19 protein-coding genes are annotated in these 22,481 nt (G+C 60.6%); 8 read left to right on the forward strand and 11 right to left on the reverse strand.

The features are described from left to right. The first annotated feature begins 69 nt into the window (after nt 1–69). Nucleotides 70–2,259 (forward strand): patatin-like phospholipase family protein, encoded by a 2,190-nt coding sequence (locus tag K0P33_RS23140; RefSeq protein WP_242151648.1) that lies wholly within the window; start codon nt 70–72, stop codon nt 2,257–2,259. 94 nt (nt 2,260–2,353) lie between these two features. On the opposite strand, the gene K0P33_RS23145 is transcribed toward K0P33_RS23140, so the two are convergent. Continuing rightward, nucleotides 2,354–2,788 carry a MarR family transcriptional regulator gene (locus K0P33_RS23145; protein WP_094951589.1) on the reverse strand — a complete coding sequence of 145 codons (435 nt, stop codon included), beginning with the start codon at nt 2,786–2,788 and terminating at the stop codon, nt 2,354–2,356. A 121-nt stretch (nt 2,789–2,909) separates the two neighbouring features. Further along, entirely contained in the window at nt 2,910–5,036 is a 2,127-nt protein-coding gene (recQ, locus tag K0P33_RS23150) for a DNA helicase RecQ (protein ID WP_094951621.1), read from the reverse strand. 275 nt (nt 5,037–5,311) lie between these two features. Here recQ and K0P33_RS23155 point away from each other — a divergent pair, with 275 nt between their 5' ends. From K0P33_RS23155 to K0P33_RS23165, 3 genes are all read left to right on the forward strand, one after another. Continuing rightward, the gene (locus K0P33_RS23155; RefSeq protein WP_094951588.1) at nt 5,312–5,899 is read left to right on the forward strand and encodes a YecA family protein; all 588 of its coding nucleotides are present in this window, start codon (nt 5,312–5,314) and stop codon (nt 5,897–5,899) included. Nucleotides 5,900–5,919: 20 nt separating this feature from the next. Continuing rightward, nucleotides 5,920–6,303, forward strand: a complete 384-nt coding sequence (locus tag K0P33_RS23160; protein ID WP_094951587.1) for a YbaN family protein — start codon at nt 5,920–5,922, stop codon at nt 6,301–6,303. 1,236 nt (nt 6,304–7,539) lie between these two features. After that, nucleotides 7,540–11,010 carry a PAS domain-containing hybrid sensor histidine kinase/response regulator gene (locus K0P33_RS23165; RefSeq protein WP_094950300.1) on the forward strand — a complete coding sequence of 1,157 codons (3,471 nt, stop codon included), beginning with the start codon at nt 7,540–7,542 and terminating at the stop codon, nt 11,008–11,010. 61 nt (nt 11,011–11,071) lie between these two features. Here the strand turns inward: K0P33_RS23165 and rmuC are convergent, their stop codons facing one another. Continuing rightward, nucleotides 11,072–12,436 (reverse strand): DNA recombination protein RmuC, encoded by a 1,365-nt coding sequence (rmuC, locus tag K0P33_RS23170; RefSeq protein WP_242156103.1) that lies wholly within the window; start codon nt 12,434–12,436, stop codon nt 11,072–11,074. Nucleotides 12,437–12,611: 175 nt separating this feature from the next. Beyond that, on the reverse strand, nt 12,612–12,935 hold the full coding sequence (locus K0P33_RS23175; protein ID WP_094950298.1) for a sel1 repeat family protein: 324 nt from the start codon (nt 12,933–12,935) through the stop codon (nt 12,612–12,614). A 457-nt stretch (nt 12,936–13,392) separates the two neighbouring features. Between K0P33_RS23175 and K0P33_RS23180 the strand changes: the two genes are divergently transcribed. From K0P33_RS23180 to K0P33_RS23195, 4 genes are all read left to right on the forward strand, one after another. Then, entirely contained in the window at nt 13,393–13,698 is a 306-nt protein-coding gene (locus K0P33_RS23180) for a hypothetical protein (RefSeq protein ID WP_094950297.1), read from the forward strand. Nucleotides 13,699–14,141: 443 nt separating this feature from the next. Next, nucleotides 14,142–14,366, forward strand: coding sequence for a hypothetical protein (locus K0P33_RS23185; RefSeq protein WP_071482924.1), 225 nt, complete (start codon nt 14,142–14,144; stop codon nt 14,364–14,366). Between the two features lie 280 nt (nt 14,367–14,646). Then, nucleotides 14,647–15,129, forward strand: a complete 483-nt coding sequence (locus K0P33_RS23190; protein ID WP_242151651.1) for a hypothetical protein — start codon at nt 14,647–14,649, stop codon at nt 15,127–15,129. A 146-nt stretch (nt 15,130–15,275) separates the two neighbouring features. After that, complete coding sequence (locus tag K0P33_RS23195) at nt 15,276–16,580, forward strand: outer membrane protein transport protein (RefSeq protein ID WP_242151654.1); 1,305 nt, start codon at nt 15,276–15,278, stop codon at nt 16,578–16,580. Between the two features lie 64 nt (nt 16,581–16,644). Here the strand turns inward: K0P33_RS23195 and K0P33_RS23200 are convergent, their stop codons facing one another. The 7 genes from K0P33_RS23200 to cobU form a co-directional block, all read right to left on the reverse strand. Beyond that, entirely contained in the window at nt 16,645–17,193 is a 549-nt protein-coding gene (locus K0P33_RS23200; RefSeq protein WP_242151657.1) for a redoxin domain-containing protein, read from the reverse strand. A gap of 150 nt (nt 17,194–17,343) precedes the next feature. Then, nucleotides 17,344–18,540, reverse strand: a complete 1,197-nt coding sequence (locus tag K0P33_RS23205) for an MFS transporter (protein WP_242156104.1) — start codon at nt 18,538–18,540, stop codon at nt 17,344–17,346. A gap of 61 nt (nt 18,541–18,601) precedes the next feature. After that, a complete protein-coding gene (locus tag K0P33_RS23210; RefSeq protein WP_083357456.1) occupies nt 18,602–19,006 on the reverse strand; it encodes a MarR family winged helix-turn-helix transcriptional regulator in 405 nt (134 codons plus the stop codon). A 42-nt stretch (nt 19,007–19,048) separates the two neighbouring features. Next, a complete protein-coding gene (locus tag K0P33_RS23215) occupies nt 19,049–19,777 on the reverse strand; it encodes an adenosylcobinamide-GDP ribazoletransferase (RefSeq protein ID WP_094950292.1) in 729 nt (242 codons plus the stop codon). Between the two features lie 2 nt (nt 19,778–19,779). Next, nucleotides 19,780–20,355, reverse strand: a complete 576-nt coding sequence (gene cobC / locus K0P33_RS23220) for an alpha-ribazole phosphatase family protein (protein ID WP_094950291.1) — start codon at nt 20,353–20,355, stop codon at nt 19,780–19,782. Further along, nucleotides 20,352–21,407: a nicotinate-nucleotide--dimethylbenzimidazole phosphoribosyltransferase gene (cobT, locus tag K0P33_RS23225; protein WP_242151660.1), complete on the reverse strand. Its 1,056-nt coding sequence runs from the start codon at nt 21,405–21,407 to the stop codon at nt 20,352–20,354. The genes cobC and cobT overlap by 4 nt, the downstream gene beginning before the upstream one ends. Further along, nucleotides 21,404–21,925 (reverse strand): bifunctional adenosylcobinamide kinase/adenosylcobinamide-phosphate guanylyltransferase, encoded by a 522-nt coding sequence (gene cobU / locus K0P33_RS23230; RefSeq protein WP_242151662.1) that lies wholly within the window; start codon nt 21,923–21,925, stop codon nt 21,404–21,406. Before cobU ends, cobT begins: the two co-directional genes overlap by 4 nt. Nucleotides 21,926–22,481 lie beyond the last annotated feature (556 nt).

The following is a 22,481-nucleotide window of genomic DNA, read 5'->3' on the forward strand; positions in this document are numbered from 1 at the left end:
AGGTATGACAGGCTCGGAGGTTCGAGTGGCTATAATACCGACCTTTATCGCCCAGCCCTGAGATTCGTGATGCGCCGCCTGTTGTCCTGCCTGTTCCTGTGCCTGCTCCCTCTCCTCGCCGACGCCGCTGAAACACCGCGCCCCAAAATCGGCCTGGTGCTGTCTGGCGGCGCCGCGCGTGGCCTGGCGCATATAGGTGTGCTCAAGGCTTTGGAAGAACAAGGCATTCACATCGATGCGATTGCCGGCACCAGCATGGGCGCGGTGATTGGCGGGCTGTACGCGTCGGGCTACAAGATCGATGAGCTGGAAAAGCTCGCGCTGGATATTGATTGGCAACAGGCCCTGTCCGACGCACCGCCACGCGAAGACGTGCCGTTTCGGCGCAAGCAGGATGACCGCGATTTCCTGGTCAAGCAGAAGCTCAGTTTTCGCGACGACGGCAGCCTCGGCTTGCCGCTCGGTGTGATCCAGGGCCAGAACCTGGCACTGCTGCTGGAAAGCATGTTCGCCCACAGCAGTAACACGCGTAACTTCGACAAGCTGCCGATCCCGTTCCGCGCGGTCGCCACCGATATCACCACCGGCGAAAAAGTGGTGTTCAACAAAGGCCACCTGCCCCAGGTGATCCGCGCCAGCATGTCGATCCCGGCGGTGTTCGCCCCGGTGGAAATAGACGGCCGGCTGCTGGTGGACGGCGGCATGACCGACAACATCCCGCTGGATGTGGCGCGCGAGATGGGCGTCGACATTGCCATCGTCGTCGACATCGGCACCCCGCTGCGCACGCGCAAACAACTGGCCACCGTGGTCGACGTGCTCAACCAGTCCATCACCCTGATGACCCGGCGCAATTCCGAGGAGCAACTCAAGGCCCTGCACCCCAAAGACGTACTGATCCAGCCGCCGCTGGCCGCCTACGGCGTGACGGATTTCGGCCGCGCCAAGGACATGATCGACGCCGGCTACCGCGCCACCCGCGCCCTCGATGTGCGCCTGGCGCATCTGCGCCCCGCGGAACCGGTAGACCCGCAACTGCTCGCCGCGCGTACGCCGGGCGAACGTACCCCGGTGATCACTGCGATCAAGGTGGAGAACGATTCGAAAGTCAGCGATGACGTGATCCGTTACTACATCCGCCAAAACCTGGGCGAGCCGTTGAACCTGGATCGCCTGCAAACCGACATGGGCACCCTGTACGGCCTGGATTACTTCGAGCAGGTGCAATACCGCGTGGTGAAAAAGGGCCAGGACAACACCTTGGTGATCAGCGCACGCGGCAAGCGCAGCGGCACCGATTACTTACGCCTGGGCTTGAACCTGTCGGATGACATGCGCGGCGAGAGCGCCTTCAACCTCGGCGCCAGCTACCGCATGAACGGCATCAACCGCCTCGGCGCCGAATGGCTGACGCGGGTGCAGATCGGTGATCGCCAAGAGCTGTACAGCGAGTTCTACCAACCGCTGGATGTCGGCTCTCGCTACTTCGTCGCGCCCTATATCAGTGCCCAGGCGCAGAACGTTGACCTGGTTCTGGACAACGACCCTATCGCCGAGTATCGGCTGGAGCGCTACGGTTTTGGCTTGAATGTGGGGCGCCAGATCGGCAACAGCGGCGAGATCCGCTTCGGCGTGGGCGAAGCCTGGGGCAAGGCGGACGTGCGCATTGGCGAGCGCGACCTGCCAAGCGTGAACTTCAATGAAGGCTTCTATGGGCTGAAGTACTCCTTCGACTCCCTGGACAACGTGTACTTCCCCCATACCGGCGAAGACATCAGCCTGGCCTTCCGCGAATTCGAACCTGGCCTAGGCTCGGACCAGCGCTACCGGCAGTGGGAGTTCAAGCTGGACAAGGCCATGAGCCACGGCCCGGACACACTCATACTGGGCGGGCGTTACGGACGCACCCTGGATAAATCCGACGTGGTGATTTCCAGCTTCCTGCTGGGCGGTGCGCGGCAGCTGTCGGGCTTTCGCGAAGATTCGATCTCGGGGCAAAACATTGCTTTGATGCGCGCGGTGTACTATCGCCGCCTGACGCCGCGCTCGTACCTGCCGCTGGATTTTCCGCTGTACCTGGGCGCCTCGTTAGAACGCGGCCGGGCGTGGAACAACGACAATCAATTCGACAGTGGCTACATCAACGCCGCGAGTGTTTTCCTGGGGTTTGATACGCCGCTGGGGCCGCTGAATTTCAGCTATGGGTTCAATGATGATAAGCAGCAGGCGGTGTACCTGAACCTGGGCCAAACCTTCTAGACAGTACACAAAACAACTGTGGGGGCTGGCTTTTGTGGCGAGGGAGCAAGCTCCCTCGCCACAACAACCCGCTCGACACTAATCAGGCGCTACCTTAGGGCTTTTCCAGATTCGCCAAAATATGCCCGTGCACACGCATGCACACGCGCAAATCTTCTTCATCCACGCCCACAAACAGCTCATGGCGCAACGCCGTGGCGATGGTTTCGATCTGCTCGATCAAAGGGCAGGCGGTGTCGCACAGCAAGATACGCTTGGCACGCCGGTCTTCCAGCACGGCCTGGCGTTGCACCAGGCCTTGGCCTTCGAGGCTGTCGAGCAAACGCGCCAGCGTCGGCCCTTCTACCCCGACGCTTTGCGCCAGCTCACGCTGGGTGGGCGCTTCGGTGAAACGGGCCAGGTGCAACAGCACCAGCCAACGCGCCTGGGACAAACCCAGCCCCGCCAAACGGCGGTCCAGCTCGGCGCGCCAACCTCGGGACATTTGCGCCAATTGCATGCCAAAGCGGTGTTGATCGGTTAACGGCATAAAAAACTCGTGGTTTAGACTGAAAATAAAGTGTGGCTAATTATTAGTCAGCTAAGCATGAGCCATGCCATGAGGCAAGCACCGCTATGTACTGATTCGTTACATTGGCGCAATTAGCACACTAAATTTCGAATTCAGACTGCAAAGCGGCACGCACACAGTACAAAACGCCCTCTGGAACACGCCCGGTAAACAGCGGCGCGATCTCCGCAACCGGTGGCAATTCGCCTTCCCCGTCGAGGAATGCGTCCTGGATTTCACCGAGCAGATCTTCCGGCAAATCAAGGGCCTGCTCTAAAGACAGCTGCTGCTTGCCGATGGATTCAGCCAGCAAGGTGTAGACGTTTTTTTCCGAGCATTGCAGCTGGCCAGCGATCTGGATCGGGGTCATGCCAGCACGCGCCAGGCTGATCAGTTCGTGGCGAATATCGGCGACTTCCTTCGGCGCTTCGACCTGGCCGCCGAGCACTTCGAGGAAGGCCTGCCCGTAGCGTTCCAGCTTGCGCGCACCGACGCCACTGACCCGGGCCATTTCGGCCATGGTGGTGGGCTGCTCGCGCAGCATCTCCAGCAAGGTGGAGTCGGGGAAAATAACGTAAGGCGGCACGCTGTGTTCCTGCGCGAGCTTGCGGCGCAGGGTGCGCAAGGCTTCCCACTGCTCGCGTTCTTCGCCACGCACCAACTGGCTGGCCTGGCTGGTGCTGCTCTTGGCCGTGGTTTGCGGCTTAAGGTCACGGCGCAACTCCAGGCTCACTTCGCCTTTGAGCAATGGCCGGCAGCTGTCGTTCAGGCGCAGGCCGCCATACCCTTCAAGGTCGATGTCCACCAGGCCGCGCGCGACCATCTGGCGGAACAATGAACGCCACTCGCCTTCGGCGCGGGCTTTACCGACGCCATAGACCGAGAGCTTCTGATGGCCGAAGCTGCGCACTTTTTCGTTGTCCTTGCCCAGCAACACATCCACCAGATGGCCCACGCCATAACGCTGGCCGGTGCGGTAGATGGCCGACAACGCCTGGCGCGCCGGCTCGGTGGCATCCCAGGTCTGCACGCCGTCGACGCAGTTGTCGCAGTGGCCGCACGGCTCGGGCATGTCCTCGTCGAAATACGCCAGCAGGGTCTGACGGCGGCAGCGGGTCTCTTCACACAGCGACAGCATGGCGTCGAGCTTGTGTTGTTCCAACCGCTTGTGGCGCTCGTCACCTTCGGAGTTCTGCAGCATCTGCTTGAGCATCACCACGTCTTGCAGGCCGTAGACCATCCAGGCATCCGCCGGTAGGCCATCACGGCCGGCGCGACCGGTTTCCTGGTAATACGCCTCGAGGGACTTGGGCAGGTCCATGTGCGCCACAAAGCGCACGTTGGATTTGTCGATGCCCATGCCGAACGCGATGGTGGCCACCATAATCAGGCCTTCCTCGTTGAGGAAGCGTTTCTGGTGGGCAGAGCGCGTTTCATTGGGCAGGCCGGCGTGGTACGGCAGCGCCGGGTAGCCTTGCTCGCAGAGGAACGCGGCGACTTCATCGACCTTCTTGCGTGACAGGCAATAGACAATGCCCGCGTCGCTGCGCCGCTCGGACAGGAATGCCAGCAACTGCTTGCGCGGCTGCTCCTTGGGCACGATGCGGTAGAAAATATTCGGCCGGTCGAAGCTCGACAGGAAGCGCTCGGCGTTCTGCAAATGCAGGCGCTCGACGATTTCTTCACGGGTGCGTTTGTCGGCGGTGGCGGTCAAGGCGATACGCGGTACGTCGGGGAACAATTCCGCCAACTGGCCCAACTGTAAATATTCGCGACGGAAGTCGTGGCCCCATTGCGACACACAGTGGGCTTCGTCGATGGCGAACAATGCGATTTCCAGGCTCTGCAAAAACGCCAGCATGCGCGGCTGCACCAGGCGCTCGGGGGCGAGGTAGAGCATCTTCACTTCACCGCGCTTGATGCGTGCGGCCAGGTCGCGTTGCTGCTCGGCGCTGAGGGTGGAGTTCAACGCCGCGGCGGCGACGCCGAGCTCTTCAAGGGTGGCGACCTGGTCGTCCATCAGCGCGATCAGCGGCGACACCACCACGGCCAGGCCGTTGCGCAACAGCGCCGGCACCTGGAAGCACAGGGATTTGCCGCCGCCGGTAGGCATCAATACCAGGGCGTCGCCGCCATTGGCCACGCGCTCAATGATCGCACCCTGGCGGCCACGAAAACTGTCGTAGCCGAAGATGTCCTTGAGGACGCGTTGAGCCTGCTCGAGCATGTAAAACTCCAAAATGGTGCCGAAATCCCTCTGTACAGGCTGGCCGAAAAAACCCGGCTTCACGGGAAATAATCCGTAAGCGAAGTTTTCACGGGTTGGCGCTTGGCCTGCAGGGGCATCACAAAACGCGGCAGTATACCCGAGCGTTACTGTGCAAAGGGCGCCACCGACGAATTGCGAGCGCTATCTAAAACCTGGCAAATATGCCGTGTGGCTGGCCTGGGCGCTCAAGAAAGCCTAGAATTGCGCATCGTTTATTCCCAAGGTATCCCGTAATGTCCTTCGCTGAGCAACTAACCCGCCTGCAAGCCTTCCTCGACGCCGATGAGCTGCATGACGAGGCGCTGGACTACGTGGCCGCCCACGGCTACCTGACCGCCCTGTCGATCTCTTCCGACATCGTGCCGGACCGTGAGTGGATCGACGCCTTGTTCGCCGAAGAACCGCATTACGCCGATGCCGCCCAGCGCGAAGAAATCGAATCCACCCTGCTGGCCCTCAAAGCCCACATCGGTCGCCAACTGGCCTCCGATGAGGAATTCGAGCTGCCGTGCGACCTGGACCTCGGCGAAGAGCCGGATGACTCCGACCTGCGCGGCTGGTGCATCGGCTTCATGGAAGGCGTGTTCCTGCGCGAAGCCGCCTGGTTTGAGACCGCCGAGGAAGAAGTCAGCGAAATGCTGCTGCCGATCATGGTCGGTTCGGGCCTGTTCGACGACCAGCCGGAGTTTTCCGACATCGCTGCCGATGCCAACCTGATGGATGACATGATCGTACAGATCCCGGAAGCCCTGACTGCGCTGTACCTGCTGTGCAACGCGCCTGACGAAAAACCGGCGATCCTCAAGCCACGTCACCACTGAGTCGTTTGCCCGTGACACCCATGGGCAACCGCTCGCCGCTCCTGCGTTACGCACTCCTGGCCATCGGCTGGCTGAGCGTGGCGCTAGGGGTGATCGGCATTTTCCTACCGGTGTTGCCGACCACACCCTTCCTGCTTCTCGCCGCCGCCTGCTTCGCTCGAAGCTCCCCGCGTTTCTACCACTGGCTGGTGGAACACCCGCGCCTGGGCCCGTGGATCAAAGACTACCTGGACGGCAACGGTATCCCGCTCAAGGGCAAAGTCTATGCAATCGGCTTGATGTGGCTGAGTATTGGCGTCTCCTGCTACTTGGTGCCGCTGCCGTGGGCACGCGGGTTTATGCTGACCAGTGCGGTGCTGGTGACGATCTATATCTTGCGTCAGAAGACCTTGCCACCGAGGTAGCGGTGGAGGCTGAATTCTGCGGGAGCTGGCTTGCCTACGATCGCATCAACCGGGTGCCACTGATAGACCGCGCTGCCCGCATCGCAGCATAGGTATCTACACATCTTTTTATGGGTTGGGTTCTTTGGTTGTCGCGGGGGCGCTGGGTGCATATCCGTTATTTGGGCCATGGCCTCTATTGGTTCCGCTCTTACGGCGGGTCACTTTTGGAAAAGAGCCCGGAATGCCGGCCCAGCCAAAAGTAACCAAAAGGGCTCTTGCCCCACCACTCGGCACCTCGCCTAGGCTCGGTGTGCCCTCACTCCGGCTTTGGAGCGGGGGCCGCCGCCATGGGCCATCCTTGGCCCATCGCGGCTAAACCGGCGTCCTGCCGGTTTACCCCCGCTCCAAAGCCTGCGTTCGGCCATCGTGGTTTAACGGGGCGCCTGAGATCAAGATCAAGATCAAAAGCACGGCGGCCTAGTAGCCGACCTGAGTGGTTAAATCAAAAGCAAAACCGAGGCGGCCTGACAGCCGACCTGATCTCTGAAACTGAACTCAATCTAATGTGGGAGCTGGCTTGCCTGCGATGGCATCAACTGGTTATGCCTGATACACCGAGGTGTCTGCATCGCAGCGGTGCGGCGATCCGACAAACCAGCTCCCACAGAAAAGCAGATCTGCTTCTGCTGTGCTTTTGCCCTGCTTTTGCCCTGCTTTTGCTTCTACCACTCAGGTCGGCTACTAGGCCGCCGAGCTCTTGCTTTTGATCTTGATCTTGATCTTGATCTCAGGCGCCCCGTTAAACCACGATGGCCGAACGCAGGCTTGAATCCGTGGGTAACCCGGCAGGACGCCGGGTTAGCCGCGATGGGCCAAGGATGGCCCATGGCGGCGGCCCACGGATTCAAGCCTTCGTTCTGGCATGCCGAGCCTAGGCGAGGCACCGAGTGGTGGGGCAAGAGCCCTTTTGGTTACTTTTGGCTGGGCCGGCATTCCGGGCTCTTTTCCAAAAGTGACCCGCCGTAAGGGCGGAACCAATAGCCGCCGTTACCGCATCAACGGATATGTACTCATACCTACCTAAAAACCCCGTCAAAAACTCATTGCAACACAAAAATTTGCGTAGATACCCATGCGCATCGCAGGAAAGCCAGCTCCCACACGACCTTGGTCGACACTGACTAACCCCAAGCATCATGCGAGACTGTCTCACCGGGCCTGGAATGCCTGGGTGTTTTTATGCTCGGAGTTACCATGACGCTGTCCAGCGGGCTGATCGCCGCCGTTGCCCTGGCCTATATGGCCATTATGTTTGCCATCGCCTTTTACGGTGACCGCCGCCACGCGCCGTTGCCGCCGAAGGTGCGTGCGTGGGTGTACAGCCTGTCGCTGGCCGTCTACTGCACCAGCTGGACGTTCTTCGGCGCGGTAGGCCAGGCCGCCGAACAACTGTGGGCATTTTTACCGATCTACTTAGGACCGGTACTGCTGCTGGTGTTGGCACCTTGGGTGCTGCAGAAGATGATTCTGATCAGCAAGCAGGAAAACATCACCTCGATCGCCGACTTTATCGCCGCGCGCTACGGCAAATCCCAGTCCCTGGCGGTGGTGGTGGCGCTAATCTGCCTGGTCGGCGTGCTGCCCTACATCGCCCTGCAGCTCAAAGGCATCGTGCTGGGCGTGAACCTGCTGATCGGCTCCGGCCCCGACACCACCGGCACCCGCGCCCAGGACACCGCGCTGATCGTGTCGCTGGTGCTGGCGCTGTTCACCATCGTGTTCGGTACACGCAACCTCGACGCCACTGAACACCACCGCGGCATGGTGCTGGCGATTGCGTTTGAATCACTGGTCAAGCTGTTCGCCTTTCTCGCCGTCGGTGCGTTCGTGACCTACGGCCTGTACGACGGTTTCGGTGACCTGTTCAGCCAGGCGATGCTGGCGCCGCGCCTTGAGGAGTACTGGAAAGAAACCATCAACTGGCCGTCGATGGTGGTGCAAACCGGCGTGGCAATGATGGCGATTATCTGCCTGCCTCGCCAGTTTCACGTCACCGTAGTAGAAAACATCGACCCGCAGGATTTGCGCCTGGCCAAGTGGGTATTCCCGGCCTACCTGATCCTGGCCGCGCTGTTCGTCGTACCCATTGCCCTGGGCGGCAAAATGCTGCTGCCCGGTTCGGTATTGCCCGACTCCTACGTGATCAGCCTGCCCATGGCCCAATCGCATCCGGCCCTCGCCGTGCTGGCGTTTATCGGCGGCGCGTCGGCGGCAACCGGCATGGTGATCGTGGCCAGCATTGCCTTGTCGACCATGGTGTCCAACGACATGTTGCTGCCGTGGTTGCTGCGCCGCTCCGGCGCCGAACGGCCGTTCGAAGTGTTCCGCCACTGGATGCTGTCGGTACGCCGGGTCAGCATTGTGATCATCCTGCTGCTGGCCTACGTGAGTTATCGGCTGCTCGGTTCCACCGCAAGCCTGGCGACCATCGGCCAGATTGCCTTCGCCGCCGTCACCCAACTAGCCCCGGCGATGCTCGGCGCACTGTACTGGAAGCAGGCCAACCGGCGGGGTGTATTTGCTGGGTTAGCGGCAGGCACCTTTTTGTGGTTCTACACCTTGGTCCTACCAGTGACCGCGAAAAGTCTTGGCTGGTCGCTCAGCCTTTTCCCCGGCCTGACGTGGATGCATTCACACCCCTTTGGCTTTTCCGTCACCTCGCTGACCCTGGGCACCGTGTTCTCGCTGGCGGGTAACTTCACGCTGTTCGTGTGGGTCTCGATGCTGTCGCGCACAAGGGTTTCCGAGCATTGGCAGGCCGGACGTTTTATCGGTCAAGAGACCAGCCAACGCGCCAGCGCGCGCTCAATGTTGTCGGTACAGATCAGCGACCTGCTCAGCCTGGCCGCACGCTTTGTCGGTGAAGAGCGCGCGCAGCAGAGCTTTATCCGCTTCGCCTATCGTCAGGGCAAAGGCTTTAACCCGAATCAGAATGCCGATAACGACTGGATCGCCCACACCGAACGCCTGCTGGCCGGTGTGCTCGGCGCTTCTTCGACGCGCGCTGTAGTAAAAGCCGCGATTGAAGGGCGGGAAATGCAGTTGGAGGACGTCGTACGCATCGCCGACGAAGCCTCCGAGGTGCTGCAGTTCAACCGCGCGCTGCTGCAAGGCGCGATTGAAAACATCACCCAGGGCATCAGCGTGGTCGACCAGTCGCTGAAACTGGTGGCCTGGAACCGGCGCTACCTGGAACTGTTCAACTACCCCGACGGCTTGATCAGCGTCGGCCGGCCGATTGCCGACATCATTCGCTACAACGCCGAGCGCGGCCTGTGCGGGCCGGGCGAAGCTGAAGTGCACGTGGCACGGCGCCTGCACTGGATGCGCCAGGGCCGCGCGCACACCTCCGAACGTTTGTTCCCGAATGGACGCGTGATCGAGCTGATCGGCAACCCGATGCCCGGCGGTGGGTTTGTCATGAGCTTCACCGATATCACCGCGTTCCGTGAAGCCGAGCAGGCGCTGACCGAGGCCAACGAGGGCCTTGAGCAACGGGTGACCGAGCGCACCCATGAACTGTCGCAACTGAATGTGGCGCTCACCGATGCCAAAGGCGTGGCCGAGTCCGCCAGCCAGTCGAAAACGCGCTTTCTGGCAGCGGTGAGCCATGACCTGATGCAACCGCTGAACGCGGCACGGCTGTTCTCCGCCGCCCTCTCCCACCAGAACGACGGTCTGTCTGCCGAAGCCCGCCAGTTGGTGCAGCACTTGGACAGCTCGCTGCGTTCCGCCGAAGACCTGATCAGCGACCTGCTGGATATCTCGCGCCTGGAAAACGGCAAGATCAACCCACAGCGCCAGCCCTTTGTGCTTAACGAGCTGTTCGACACCCTGGGCGCCGAATTCAAGGCTTTGGCCCACGAACAAGGCCTGCGTTTCCGCCTGCGTGGCAGCCGTTTACGGGTGGACAGTGACATCAAGTTGCTGCGGCGAGTCCTGCAGAACTTTCTGACCAACGCCTTCCGCTATGCCGACGGCCCAGTACTACTTGGCGTACGCCGGCGCAAGGGTGAGCTGTGCCTGGAAGTGTGGGACCGCGGCCCGGGCATTCCACTGGATAAACAGCAGGTAATCTTCGAAGAGTTCAAGCGCCTCGACAGCCACCAGACCCGCGCCGAAAAAGGCCTGGGCCTGGGCCTGGCGATCGCCGATGGCTTGTGCCGAGTGCTGGGCCATCGCTTAAGCGTACGTTCGTGGCCGGGCAAAGGCAGCGTGTTCAGCGTGCGCGTGCCGTTGGCGCGTAACCAGGCCAGCCCAAAGGTCAAGCCGACGCTAGACAATGGGCTGCCATTGAGTGGCGCGCAGGTGCTGTGCGTAGACAATGAAGAGAGCATCCTGATCGGCATGCGCAGCCTGCTGACGCGCTGGGGCTGCGAGGTGTGGACCGCCACCGATCAGGCGCAGTGCGCAGCATTGCTGGCCGAAGGCATGCGCCCGCAACTGGCGCTGGTGGATTACCACCTGGACCATGGCGAAACGGGTACTGAGCTGATGGGCTGGCTGCGGGCGCAATTGGCCGAGCCGATTCCCGGGGTGGTGATCAGCGCCGATGGCCGGCCGGAGATGGTGGCCGAGGTGCATGCGGCGGGGTTGGATTATTTGGCCAAGCCGGTGAAACCTGCGGCGTTGCGGGCGCTGTTGAGTCGGCATTTGCCGCTGTAGGACGGCTGAGCACAATGCCCTGTGGGAGCTGGCTTGTCAGCTCCCATATTTTGGATTGCGTTTATTCCGGTAGAGGCGCCACACCGTCTGAATCGGTCATGGCACGCTCAAGCAAATCCGCCGGCAGGCTTTTACTGGCGCGCGCACCCAGCAACTTTAATTGCTCGGTACGACTGACCAGATTTCCGCGTCCATCCGTCAGCTTGTTGCGTGCCGCGCTGTAAGCCTTATCCAGCTGTTGCAGACGGTTACCCACCTCATCCAGGTCCTGGATAAACAGCACAAACTTGTCATACAGCCAACCGGCGCGTTCGGCGATTTCCCGCGCGTTCTGGCTCTGGCGCTCCTGCTTCCACAGGCTGTCGATCACCCGCAGGGTGGCCAGCAAGGTGGTGGGGCTGACGATGACGATATGGCGGTCGAACGCTTCCTGAAACAGGTTCGGCTCAGCCTGCAACGCGGCGGAAAACGCCGCCTCTATCGGCACGAACAACAGTACGAAATCGAGGCTGTGCAAGCCTTCCAGGCGTTTGTAATCCTTACCGGCCAGGCCTTTGACGTGATTGCGCAGGGACAGCACATGCTGCTTGAGCGCCGCCTGGCCTATCACGTCATCATCCGCCGCCACGTATTGTTGATAGGCCGTGAGGCTGACCTTGGAGTCGACCACCACCTGTTTGTCGCCGGGCAACATGATCAACACGTCCGGCTGGAAGCGCTCGCCGTCCGGCCCTTTAAGGCTCACCTGAGTTTGGTACTCGCGGCCCTTCTCCAGCCCGGCATGTTCCAGCACGCGCTCAAGGATCAGTTCACCCCAGTTGCCCTGGGTTTTCTGGCCTTTGAGCGCGCGGGTGAGGTTGGTGGCTTCGTCCGACAGGCGCAGGTTCAGTTGCTGCAGGCGTTCAAGCTCCTTAGCCAGGGAAAAGCGTTCGCGCGCTTCGTTCTGGTAGCTTTCTTCAACGCGCTTTTCAAAGGACTGGATGCGTTCTTTGAGCGGGTCGAGCAACTGGCCCAGGCGTTCCTGGCTGGTTTCGGCAAAACGCTGTTCACGCTCGTCGAAGATCTTCCCGGCCAGCTCGGCGAATTGCGCGCGCAGCTCGTCCCGCGAGCCTTGCAGGTCGGCGAGGCGTTGTTGATGGCTTTCCTGCTGCTCACGCAGTTCGGCGCGCAGTGACGCCGACAGCGCATCAAGGCGGCGCAGCTCGGTTTCTTTGGCGCTGCGGTCGAGGTTCCAGGCGTGGGCGGCGTCGCGGGCGTTATCGCGGTCGATCTGCAGCAGTTCGACTTCACGGCGCACCGCGGCCAGGTCCGCTTGCTTGGCGGCGTTGGCCTGGCTCAGGTCACTGATTTCATCGCGGCTGGCATCCAGTTGCGCGGCCAAGCCCTCCTGGGCCAATTGCGCGGTGGCCAGGCGCTCTTCCAGCAGCTCCCAACCGCTCATGCGCGCACTCAGCCGCCGTTGGATCTGCCAGCACACGGCCAATAACGGCACTGCAGCGCCAGCGAGGCCCAAGGCAATGCTGGTCCAGTCAAACACCATAGCCATTTCTGCCATCACCGAAAAAGAGCAAGGTTAACCAAGCATAGGGCTTGAGGACAGCTCAGTCTTCGACCTGCCCCAATTCGCGCTGGGCGCGGTGGTCGCCGGCACGGGCGGCCAGGCGCAACAGGTCGTGGCCGATACGGCGGTCGCGAGCGTTGCCGCACTCACGGCACATCAACTGGCCCAGGCGGCTCTGCGCGGCGACCACGCCTTCACGGGCCGGCTGCTTGAGTAAACGCCCGGCGAAATGCTTGATGTTGGTGTTGTGCCCCAGGTGCGGGCTGTCGAGCAGCCACAAGGCGACTTTCAAGGAGAAACGCTTGGGTGCGGTAACAGTTTGAGGGGTGTCGGTAACAGAAGGTGGTACTGAGCGAAACTTCATAAAGCACTGCGGGACAGAACGGAAGGCGCGCCACTCTACTCTTTTTTTCCTACAGGTAAAGCTGAAAAATCTCAGCACGCCCGTCCTAGAGCAAGCGCTTGGGACAATCCACAGAAGCTGTGGATAACTCAGTGGACAACCCGCCTTTAACTCGCGCAAAGCCCCATGGAACGGGGGCTGCAGTCAAACTGACGATTTTTTCACCAATAAAAAAAAGCGATATTTTTCATTGACTTAAATTTTCATCGCAGGCAAACAGCGCTGCTTCCAGGCGGTTGCCGGCGGGGTTACACACCTCGCAACTAATGTGCACAAGTACCCATCCACTGGTTATATCTCCGCCGTTTTTTACTTCAATGCGTCCGAAAAATGTTACCGGCGGTACAAACCGGGGGCCTTTTCAAAATTGCTTCGGCTCGCCACACTGCCTGACCTCCACGCAACCTTGTAAGGCTCGATGAAAGGAATTCTCTTATTCGCCATGTTGCTGCTGGCCATCTGTGCGATCTCATTGGGCATCAACGCAGCGCTGCCCTCACCCGACGGTGCACTGTTTGCCATCGCGATCCTGCTATCGGCAGCGTTTACCGCCGTGAGCCTGTGCATCGAACTGGGCGATGGCCGCATCAATGACATGCGCGACGTGATGAAGGTAATCGAAACCGGCCGCTCCTGGCGCCTGACCCTGGCGGCCTACGGGCTGGGCTGCTCACTGGTGGCGGCCGCGACGGTGCTGGTGTATCGCGGGCTGCTGGGCGGCTGATTGAAGTTTTTTGGTTAGCACACTTCCCTTGCGTGCTTCAATCCGTTACTATCCGCAACGTTAGTACCAAGCTGAAAGTCAATTCTGGTCGAACAACTCCCCTGAACAACACGGGATCGACCACCTCGATGGTTTCCAGGTATTTCTTGCGACGACACTGCCTTTGAACAAGCAAAGGGTGTCGCGAAGTTTCAATACTCTGACCGAACCAGCCTGCAAATTGATCAGGATCTTCACCCCGGGCCCAGAACCTTTGCCCATGTTGTGTTGCCTGCCCTCCTAAGTACCTACCTGCCAGCCCAAGCGCGCCTAACTTATTAGCGCTTCAAACTGGCTGCTTTGTTCCAGTCGGGTTCTTCGTTTGATCAATGGTGATCAGCGTCACTGGAACGTTTTAACGTTGCACGGTTCTTATCCGTGTCATTTGTAGGAACACCAATAATATGTCCACTCAAATCCACACTCAGGATGCCATTCGCACCCTCACTAACGCTTTTGCACCAATGAACTGCCTGATCATGGCCGCTCGCAAAGGCTGCTTCAGCTTCACCCTGGTCAACGAACACGGCATCGCTCGTCACAGCGAACGCCTGTACCCCGATCAATACTCCAGCGCAGAACCGCTGCAGGCCGTGATCGAGCGTACCCGTCAGGCATTGACTGCCTGATCGACCCGAGTCGCTGAAACACAAAAACCCTGCTTAAAACGCAGGGTTTTTTATTGCCTGAAATTCAGCATCGGAACACAAGTACTCAGTACGAATAGATATAAACGTTATAACTAAATGAAGAAGATGTTTTAAAAACAGTCCTTTACATCACAAATATGACACTACACTTCAACTCAAGCGGCATGATCCGCTTGCGACGAGCCTGAGATCCGATCCACTGCTGCCAAGCCCCCACCGTCTCAGGCATCGTCGACCACTTTCATGGACTGAGGCTTGTATGGGTATCGCCGCCAGCGAATTGTGTCGTTATGTGATCAGGCCGACGTTGATTTACCTCGGCCGCCATAACCCTGCAGCTGAAGCCCTGCTGTTGGGCATTGCCGCCAGCCAATCGGAACTCGGCTCGGCCCTGCATGACCGCCGCGGCCACGGCTTGTACAGCATCACCGAGCCACGCCACCGCGCCCTCTGGGACGATTACCTTGCACGCGACCCCGAACGCGCCAGCCTGGTGCGCGGCCTGGCCAGCCAACACGCCTTCCTCAGCGCGCCCCAGCTGGAACTCACGGTTAACCTGCGTTACGCCACAGCCATCGCCTGGCTGCTGGTGGAGCAACACCGCCCTGCCCTGCCGCCACCGGGCGACGTACTGGGCATGGCGCGTATCTGGAAAGAAATATTTCACCCTCAAGGTCGGCTGCGGGATTTCACCCAAGCCTGGCAAACCTGTGTTTCACCCATGAATCAGGTCACTTGTTGATCAGGCGTTTTGCAAGATTCGGCTAAAAACGCTGATTTTGGTCTGATTGTCCTACAAAACCGCTCTATCTCCTACATTACAGCCTATAGCGCTAACTTAAATTTATTGATACTTTCCGCAGCGGTGATCACCACGGAGTTCTAATAATGAAAAAAGTAATGCTCAAGACCACACTTAGCCTCGCCGTTGCCATGGCTTCCTCCCAACTGTTCGCAAGCGGCTTCGCCCTCAACGAACAAGACGTCGCCGGTATGGGTACGGGTTTCGCAGGCCGGTCTTCTTCTGCCGAAAACGCCAGCACTGTCTTTGGTAACCCTGCCGGTATGGCTCGCCTCGAAGGCCAGCAAATCACCGGTGGCGTCGCCGCTATCGATGCATCGACCGACATCAAAGACGCCAGCGGCCGCTCACGCGGCAGTAACAAAGGGGACATGGTGCCGTTCACCGCTGTTCCTTTTGGTTTCTACACCAACAAACTTAACGACCAGTGGGCAGTCGGCTTCGGTGTTTACGCACCGTTCGGCCTGAAGACTGACTACGAACGTGGCTTCCAAGGCCGCGCATTCGGCAACAAGAGTGAAGTGGCTGTTATCACCTTCCAGCCGACTGTGAGCTACGCCTTCAACGACAAGGTGTCGATCGGTTTTGGTCCGACCATTAACCGCATTTCCGGCACCCTGGAGTCGCAACCAAGCCTCGCGGGGCTGCCGCTCCCAGGTCTGGCAGGCACCGGCGACAGCAAAATCAAAGTCAAAGGCGACGACACCGCGCTCGGCTTTAACGCCGGTATCCTGGTGCAAGCCACCGACACCACCCGTGTCGGCCTGACTTACCACTCGAAAGTGAAATACAAGCTCGAAGGCCACACCGACGTAACGCCAGGCGCCGGCGTTCCTGGCGGTTACCTGCGTGCCAACCGCTACGACGCTTCGCTGAAAGTCGACACCCCTGAATCCTGGGACGCTTCGGTTACTCAAGACCTGAGCGATGCCTGGAAGGTTTACGGTGGTGCGACCTGGACGCGCTGGAGCCGCCTGAAAGACATTACCGTCAACAACGAAGGTGTGACGGCAACGACCGGTGGTGCACTCGCACCGCGGATCGTCGGCCAGATCCAAGAGCCGCAAAACTGGCACGACACCTGGGCCTACGCCCTGGGTACCTCGTACCAAGTGACCAAGCAAGTGGTCCTGCGTACCGGCTTGACCTTCGACCAGTCACCGACCAACAACACTGACCGTTCGCCGCGTATTCCTACCGGCGACCGGACTATCTTCAGTGTCGGCCTGGGCTACGCGGTGATGGATAACATGACCATCGACCTGGCTTACTCCTACCTCAAGGAAGAGCCGGTCAAGGTGAACAAACAGAACGCGCTGGGCCAGACCTATGCGTCCAAGTACGAAAACAGCGCCAACGGCTTCGGCCTGGGCATGACGTACAAGTTCTGATTCAAACCGTATAAAAAAGCCCCGCTCTCCTGCAAAGGAGGCGGGGCTTTTTAGTCGGCGATGATCAGGGTTTAGACGCAATCGCCTCTTCAACCGCCTTGATCAGCTCCGGGCTGTCCGGCTTGGTCAGGCTGGAGAAATTGGCGATCACCTTACCCTGGCGGTCGACCACGTACTTATAGAAATTCCACTTCGGCGCGTTGGTCTGCTGCGCCAGGACCTTGAACAAATGCACCGCATCCGGCCCCTTGACCTTCTGCGGCTCGGTCATGGTGAAGGTCACGCCGTAATTCACGTAACACACCTTGGCGGTCTCTTCGCCGGTCTTGGCCTCCTGCTTGAAGTCATCGGACGGCACGCCGATCACCTCCAACCCTTGTTCTTTATAGCGTTGATACAGGGCTTCGAGGCCTTTGAACTGTGGCGCGAAGCCACAGAAGCTGGCGGTATTGACGATCACCAGGGGTTTGCCGGCAAAGCGCTGGCACAGATCAATGGATTCCTTGGCCCGCAACTTGGGCAATTGGCCCTCCAGCAACGGCGGGCAGTTGGCAGCCATTGCTACACTGCCAGCAGCCATCAGGACGGGTACAGCGAGCCAGCGCATCAGCATGTCGAAAGTCCTTAATTCAGTTCAGACACAGAACTTAACAGATGGACATACCCAGTTGCATCAACGCGAGCCCACCCTGTTGCCAGCCCCACCAGGCCAGCCACAACAAAACCAGGCCTGCCGAAAGGGCCAACCCGCGTACCGTTACACTCATGCCGCCTCCATTTGCGTCAGGCGCGCCACTGGCCGCTCACGCACTGGCCAGTTCAGGGCCGCTGCAAGCAGGCTCAGCAGGATCGACACCTGCCAGATCAAATCGTAGTTGCCGGTTCGATCATAGACCACCCCGCCCAACCAGCCGCCGAGAAACGAACCGAGTTGGTGGAACAGGAACACAATCCCACCCAGCATCGAGAGGTTTCGCACGCCAAACAAGGTGGCGACGGTACCGTTGGTCAGCGGCACGGTGGACAGCCACAAAAAGCCCATCGCCATGCCGAACAGGTAGGCCGTGACTTCGGTCACCGGCGCCCACAAGAACAGCACGATCACCACCGCGCGCAGCAGATACAAGCCGGTGAGCAAGCGCGGCTTGGACATGCGCCCGCCGAGCCAGCCGGCGGTGTAGGTGCCAAACACGTTAAACAGCCCGATCAAGGCCAGCACCGTGGTGCCCACCGTGGCCGGCAGATGCTGGTCGACCAGATACGCCGGCAAGTGCACGCCGATAAACACCACCTGGAAACCGCAGACAAAAAAACCAATGGCCAGCAGCCAGAACCCAGAGTGGGAACAGGCCTCTTTCAACGCTTCGCGCAGGGTTTGCTGACCGGCCATCACCGGCAGCGGTTTGTCCTTGAGCATCGCCACCAGCGGCAGGATCAGCGCCACCATCAGGCCCAACGCCAGCAATGCAGCCGACCAGCCCAGCCAGCCGATCAGTCCCAAGGTGCCGGGCACCATGGCGAATTGGCCGAAGGAACCTGCGGCGCTCGCAATGCCCATGGCCATGCTGCGTTTTTCCGGCGGCACCGCGCGGCCGACCACCCCGAGAATCACCGAAAACGAGGTGCCCGACAGGCCGATCCCGATCAACAAGCCTGCACTGAGCGACAACGACCACGCCGAATCGGACATGCCCATCAACACCAGCCCCACGGCGTACAGCACACCGCCGACAAACACGGCTTTGGTCGCACCGAAACGATCGGCCAGGGCCCCGGTAAACGGCTGTGCCAGGCCCCAGATCAGGTTCTGCAGTGCAATGGCGAAGGCAAACGTCTCACGGCCCCAGCCGAATTCGCTGCTCATCGGCGCCAGAAACAGGCCAAAGCCGTGCCGCACACCCAAGGACAACGCCAGGATCAGCGCACTCCCCACAAGAACCCAGCCACTGGTGCGCCACATCGAGGTCATTCTTATTCTCCGTCGCGGGTATATACCCGCTTGTATTCGAATAAACTCGCGCTCAGGCGAGTTCGTCCAGCAAGGCCAACAAGGTTTCGCGCTTTTCGGCGCCTAACTGATCAATCAATTTCTGCTGCGCCGCTTCCCATGCCGGCAATGCGGCGGCCAGACGTTGCTCGCCGGCGACGGTCAACACCACCAGGCGGTTGCGCAAGTCATCACCCTCGACCAACTGCACCAGGCCTTCGCCTTCCAATACCCGCAGGTTACGCCCCAAGGTACTGCGATCCAGGCCCATGGCTTCAGCCAGGCTGGAAATGCTCGGTTGATCCAGGCGTTGCAAGTTACACAGCAAAGAATACTGGGCGACGTTGATCCCGAAGCCGTCGAGAGCGCCGTCGTAGTGCCTGCTGACGCCACGGGCGGCGCGTCGCAGGTTGGTGCATAAACATTGGGAGGCAAGCATGGAAGGTGTATATACCCGCGATTATGGAAATGCAAGAAAGTGTTACAACGCCAAGCCGACCAACACCGCGACTTCCAGCAGCTCCAACAGTGCGCCGGCCGTGTCGCCGGTGGTGCCGCCGAGCCGATTGACCATCAGTTGGCGCAGGCCGATAAAGCACAGGGCCGCGAGTAAAACAGCGATCCCGCCGCTGAAACCACCGATCAGGATGCAGGCCAGGCCGCTGAGGATCAGCACCTGTTGGCCGACGATCCGCGGTAAATGATCTGACAACGCCTGCCCCAGACCTCCTGCACGCACATAGCGCGTGGTGAGGAACAGCGCCAGCATCGATGCACGCCCGATCAGTGGCGCGAGGATCAGCGCGGCACTGTTGTGTTGCTCGATCAAGGCCACCAATGCCGTGAACTTGAGCAGCAACACCAAGCCCAAGGTGACCACGGCAATCGGTCCGCTACGCGGGTCTTTCATGATGGTCAGGGTGCGCTCGCGATCGCCGAAACCACCGAGCCAGGCATCCGCGCTGTCGGCCAGGCCGTCCAAGTGCAAGCCTCCACTGAGCAGCACCCACGCCGTCAGTAACAGCGCGGCGTGCAGCAACAACGGGGCGCCCATCAACGCCGTGTTCAGGGCCCACAGCAGCAGCCCGAACAACAACCCGACCAGCGGATAAAACAGCAGCGAACGCCCCAGCTCCTGAGGCTGTGGCATGCCCGGCAGCCGAATCGGCAGGCTGCTGAGAAATTGCAGGGCGATCCAGAATGGCAGCATCGTCAGCGTCCTTCCTTCAACACGCCGTCGGGCGCCACCTGCAGGCTGAACAGCCCACCGTGGCCGACTTCGACATTCAGCAGTTGCTCGCGAGGCAAACCGCGCGCTTGCGCCAGCAGCAGACGCATGACGCCACCGTGGCTGATCAGCAACACGCGCTCGCCGGCATAAGCTTGATGCAAACGTGAGACAGCGCCGAGAACACGATCGGAAAAGTCGCTGACACGCTCGCCTTCAGGCGGTGTGAAGCGATAGGGATCGGCCCAGAACAAGCCCAACCCTTCGGCATCGGTTTCCATCAGCGCGGCCGCGCTCTGCCCTTCCCAGGCGCCGAAGTGCAGCTCTTGCAGATCCTTTTCCAGGCTCATGGGGAGCTTGAGCCGAGCACCTAACTCTTGGGCGAACAGCGCGCAGCGTTGCAGTGGCGAGCTGACCAACCGATCCCACGGCCCCTGCTCCACCACAGCGGCGCGCATCTGCTCCCAGCCCTTGGCGGTGAGTGCGTCGTCCAGGCTGCCGCGCAGGCCACCGCCCAGCTCCGTTTCGCCGTGGCGCAGCAGGTCCAGGTGCAAGGTCATGCCGGGCGGTCCGCCACGGCGGCTTCGGCGAAGGTCGCCATCTGCCCGTGCAATGCGCACGCAAGGCGCAACAACGGCACCGCCAGCGCTGCACCGCTGCCCTCACCCAGGCGCAGGCCCAATTCCAGCAACGGTTGTGCGTCAAGGCGTTGCAGCACATGACGATGACCCGGCTCAGCGCCGCGATGGCCGAACACCAGCCACTCACGGCACGCTGGGTTCAAGCGGGTGGCAACCAACGCCGCAACCGTGCAGATAAACCCATCCACCAGCACCACGATGCCTTCCTGGGCGCAGGCCAGGTAGGCACCAACCAGCGCGGCAATTTCAAACCCGCCGAGGTTGAACAAGGTCTGCAACGCGTCGCCACGCTGCCCGGCATGCAACGCCAATGCGCGCTCGATGACGGCCACCTTGTGACTGACGCCTTGGGCATTTAAACCGGTGCCCGGACCGGTCAGATCGCCGACCTGGCAGTCGAGCAACGCGCAGGCCAAGGCGCTGGCAGCGGTGGTGTTGCCGATGCCCATCTCACCGCCAATAAACAACTGCGCGCCGCTCTCCAAGGCACGGCGCGCGCTGTCGCGACCGGCGTGCAGGGCCAAGCGACCCTGAGCCTCAGTCATCGCCGGGCCGTTGACGAAATTGGCCGTGCCCGCGCCGATGTTCAGGTGACGCACACCCGGCAGGTTCAGCGACGGCGTTACCGTCCCCAGGTCGACCACCTCCAGCTGCGCATCCAACTGCCGCGCCAATACGCTGATGGCCGCGCCGCCGGTGACAAAGTTGTGCAGCATCTGCCCGGTCACTTCCTGGGGAAACGCCGACACGCCTTCTGCGACCACACCATGATCACCGGCGAAAATCGCGATCCACACGCGGTCCACCAACGGCTTGACCTGGCCTTGCAAGCCGGCCAACTGCACCGCCACGGCTTCCAGCTGACCGAGAGAACCGGTCGGTTTGGTCAGTTGCTGTTGGCGAGCCAGCGCGTGTTCATGCGCCGAAGCGTCGACGGCCTTGCAGGGGTTGAGCCACCAAGTGTCAGTCATAACGCAGTACCTTTCAAAGTCAGGGGCAGGCCGGCGACGGTCAGGACAACACGCTGACAGCGCTCAGCCAAGGCTTGATGCAGCCAACCGGCTTCATCCACATAGCGGCGAGTCAATTCGCCCAGCGGCACGACACCCAGACCGGTCTCGTTGCTGACAAAAATGATTTCACCTGGCAACGAAGCCAGGGTTTCCAGCAGTTGGTCACGCTCAAGCGCCAGACGCGCCGGGTCTTCGAGCATCAGCAGATTGGTCAGCCACAGGGTCAGGCAATCCACCAACAGGCAGTGCTCGGCGGCGGCGTTTTCACGCAGAACGCGCGCCAACTCGATGGGTTCCTCGATCAAGCCCCAGTGATCGGGGCGACGCTGGCGATGCAGCGCGACGCGCTTGTTCATCTCACCGTCCAGCGGCTGGCTGGTGGCGATATAGGTAACGGGCAAACCGCTCTCACTGGCGAGCTTTTCGGCGAGACGGCTCTTACCGGAACGGGCACCGCCGAGGATCAACTGATACATGGGAAGGCACCTTTATTGGCCGGCCGGTCGCTTGAAGTGGGCACCGTCAAATGTGGGAGCGGTGCATCAGTTGAATAGTGGCTGGCTGGCAGGCCGCCATCGCAGGCAAGCCAGCTCCCACAGAAAAGCAGATCTGCTTTTGATCTGGCCTTTGATCTGGCTGTTGATCTGGCTTTTGACTTTGATCTCAGTCGCCCCGTTAAACCACGCTGGCCGAACGCAGGCTTGAATACGTGGGTAACCCGGCAGGACGCCGGGTTAGCCGCGCTGGGCCAAGGATGGCCCATCGCGGCGGCCCACGGATTCAAGCCTGCGTTCGGGCACACCGAGCCTAGGCGAGGTGCCGAGTGGTGGGGCGAAGACCTTTTGGTTACTTTTGGGTCTTTCCAAAAGTGACCCGCTGTAAGAGCGGAACCATAGGTCGCCGTTACCAAAGAAATGGATATGTACACCGACCCACCGCCTTCGCGAACAAGCCCGCTCCCACATTTAGGGTGCGGTGCATCAGTTGAATAGTGGCTGGCTGGCCGGGCGCCATCGCGGGCAAGCCCGCTCC

The organism is Pseudomonas sp. ArH3a (assembly GCF_022648765.1).
GTDB lineage: Bacteria > Pseudomonadota > Gammaproteobacteria > Pseudomonadales > Pseudomonadaceae > Aquipseudomonas.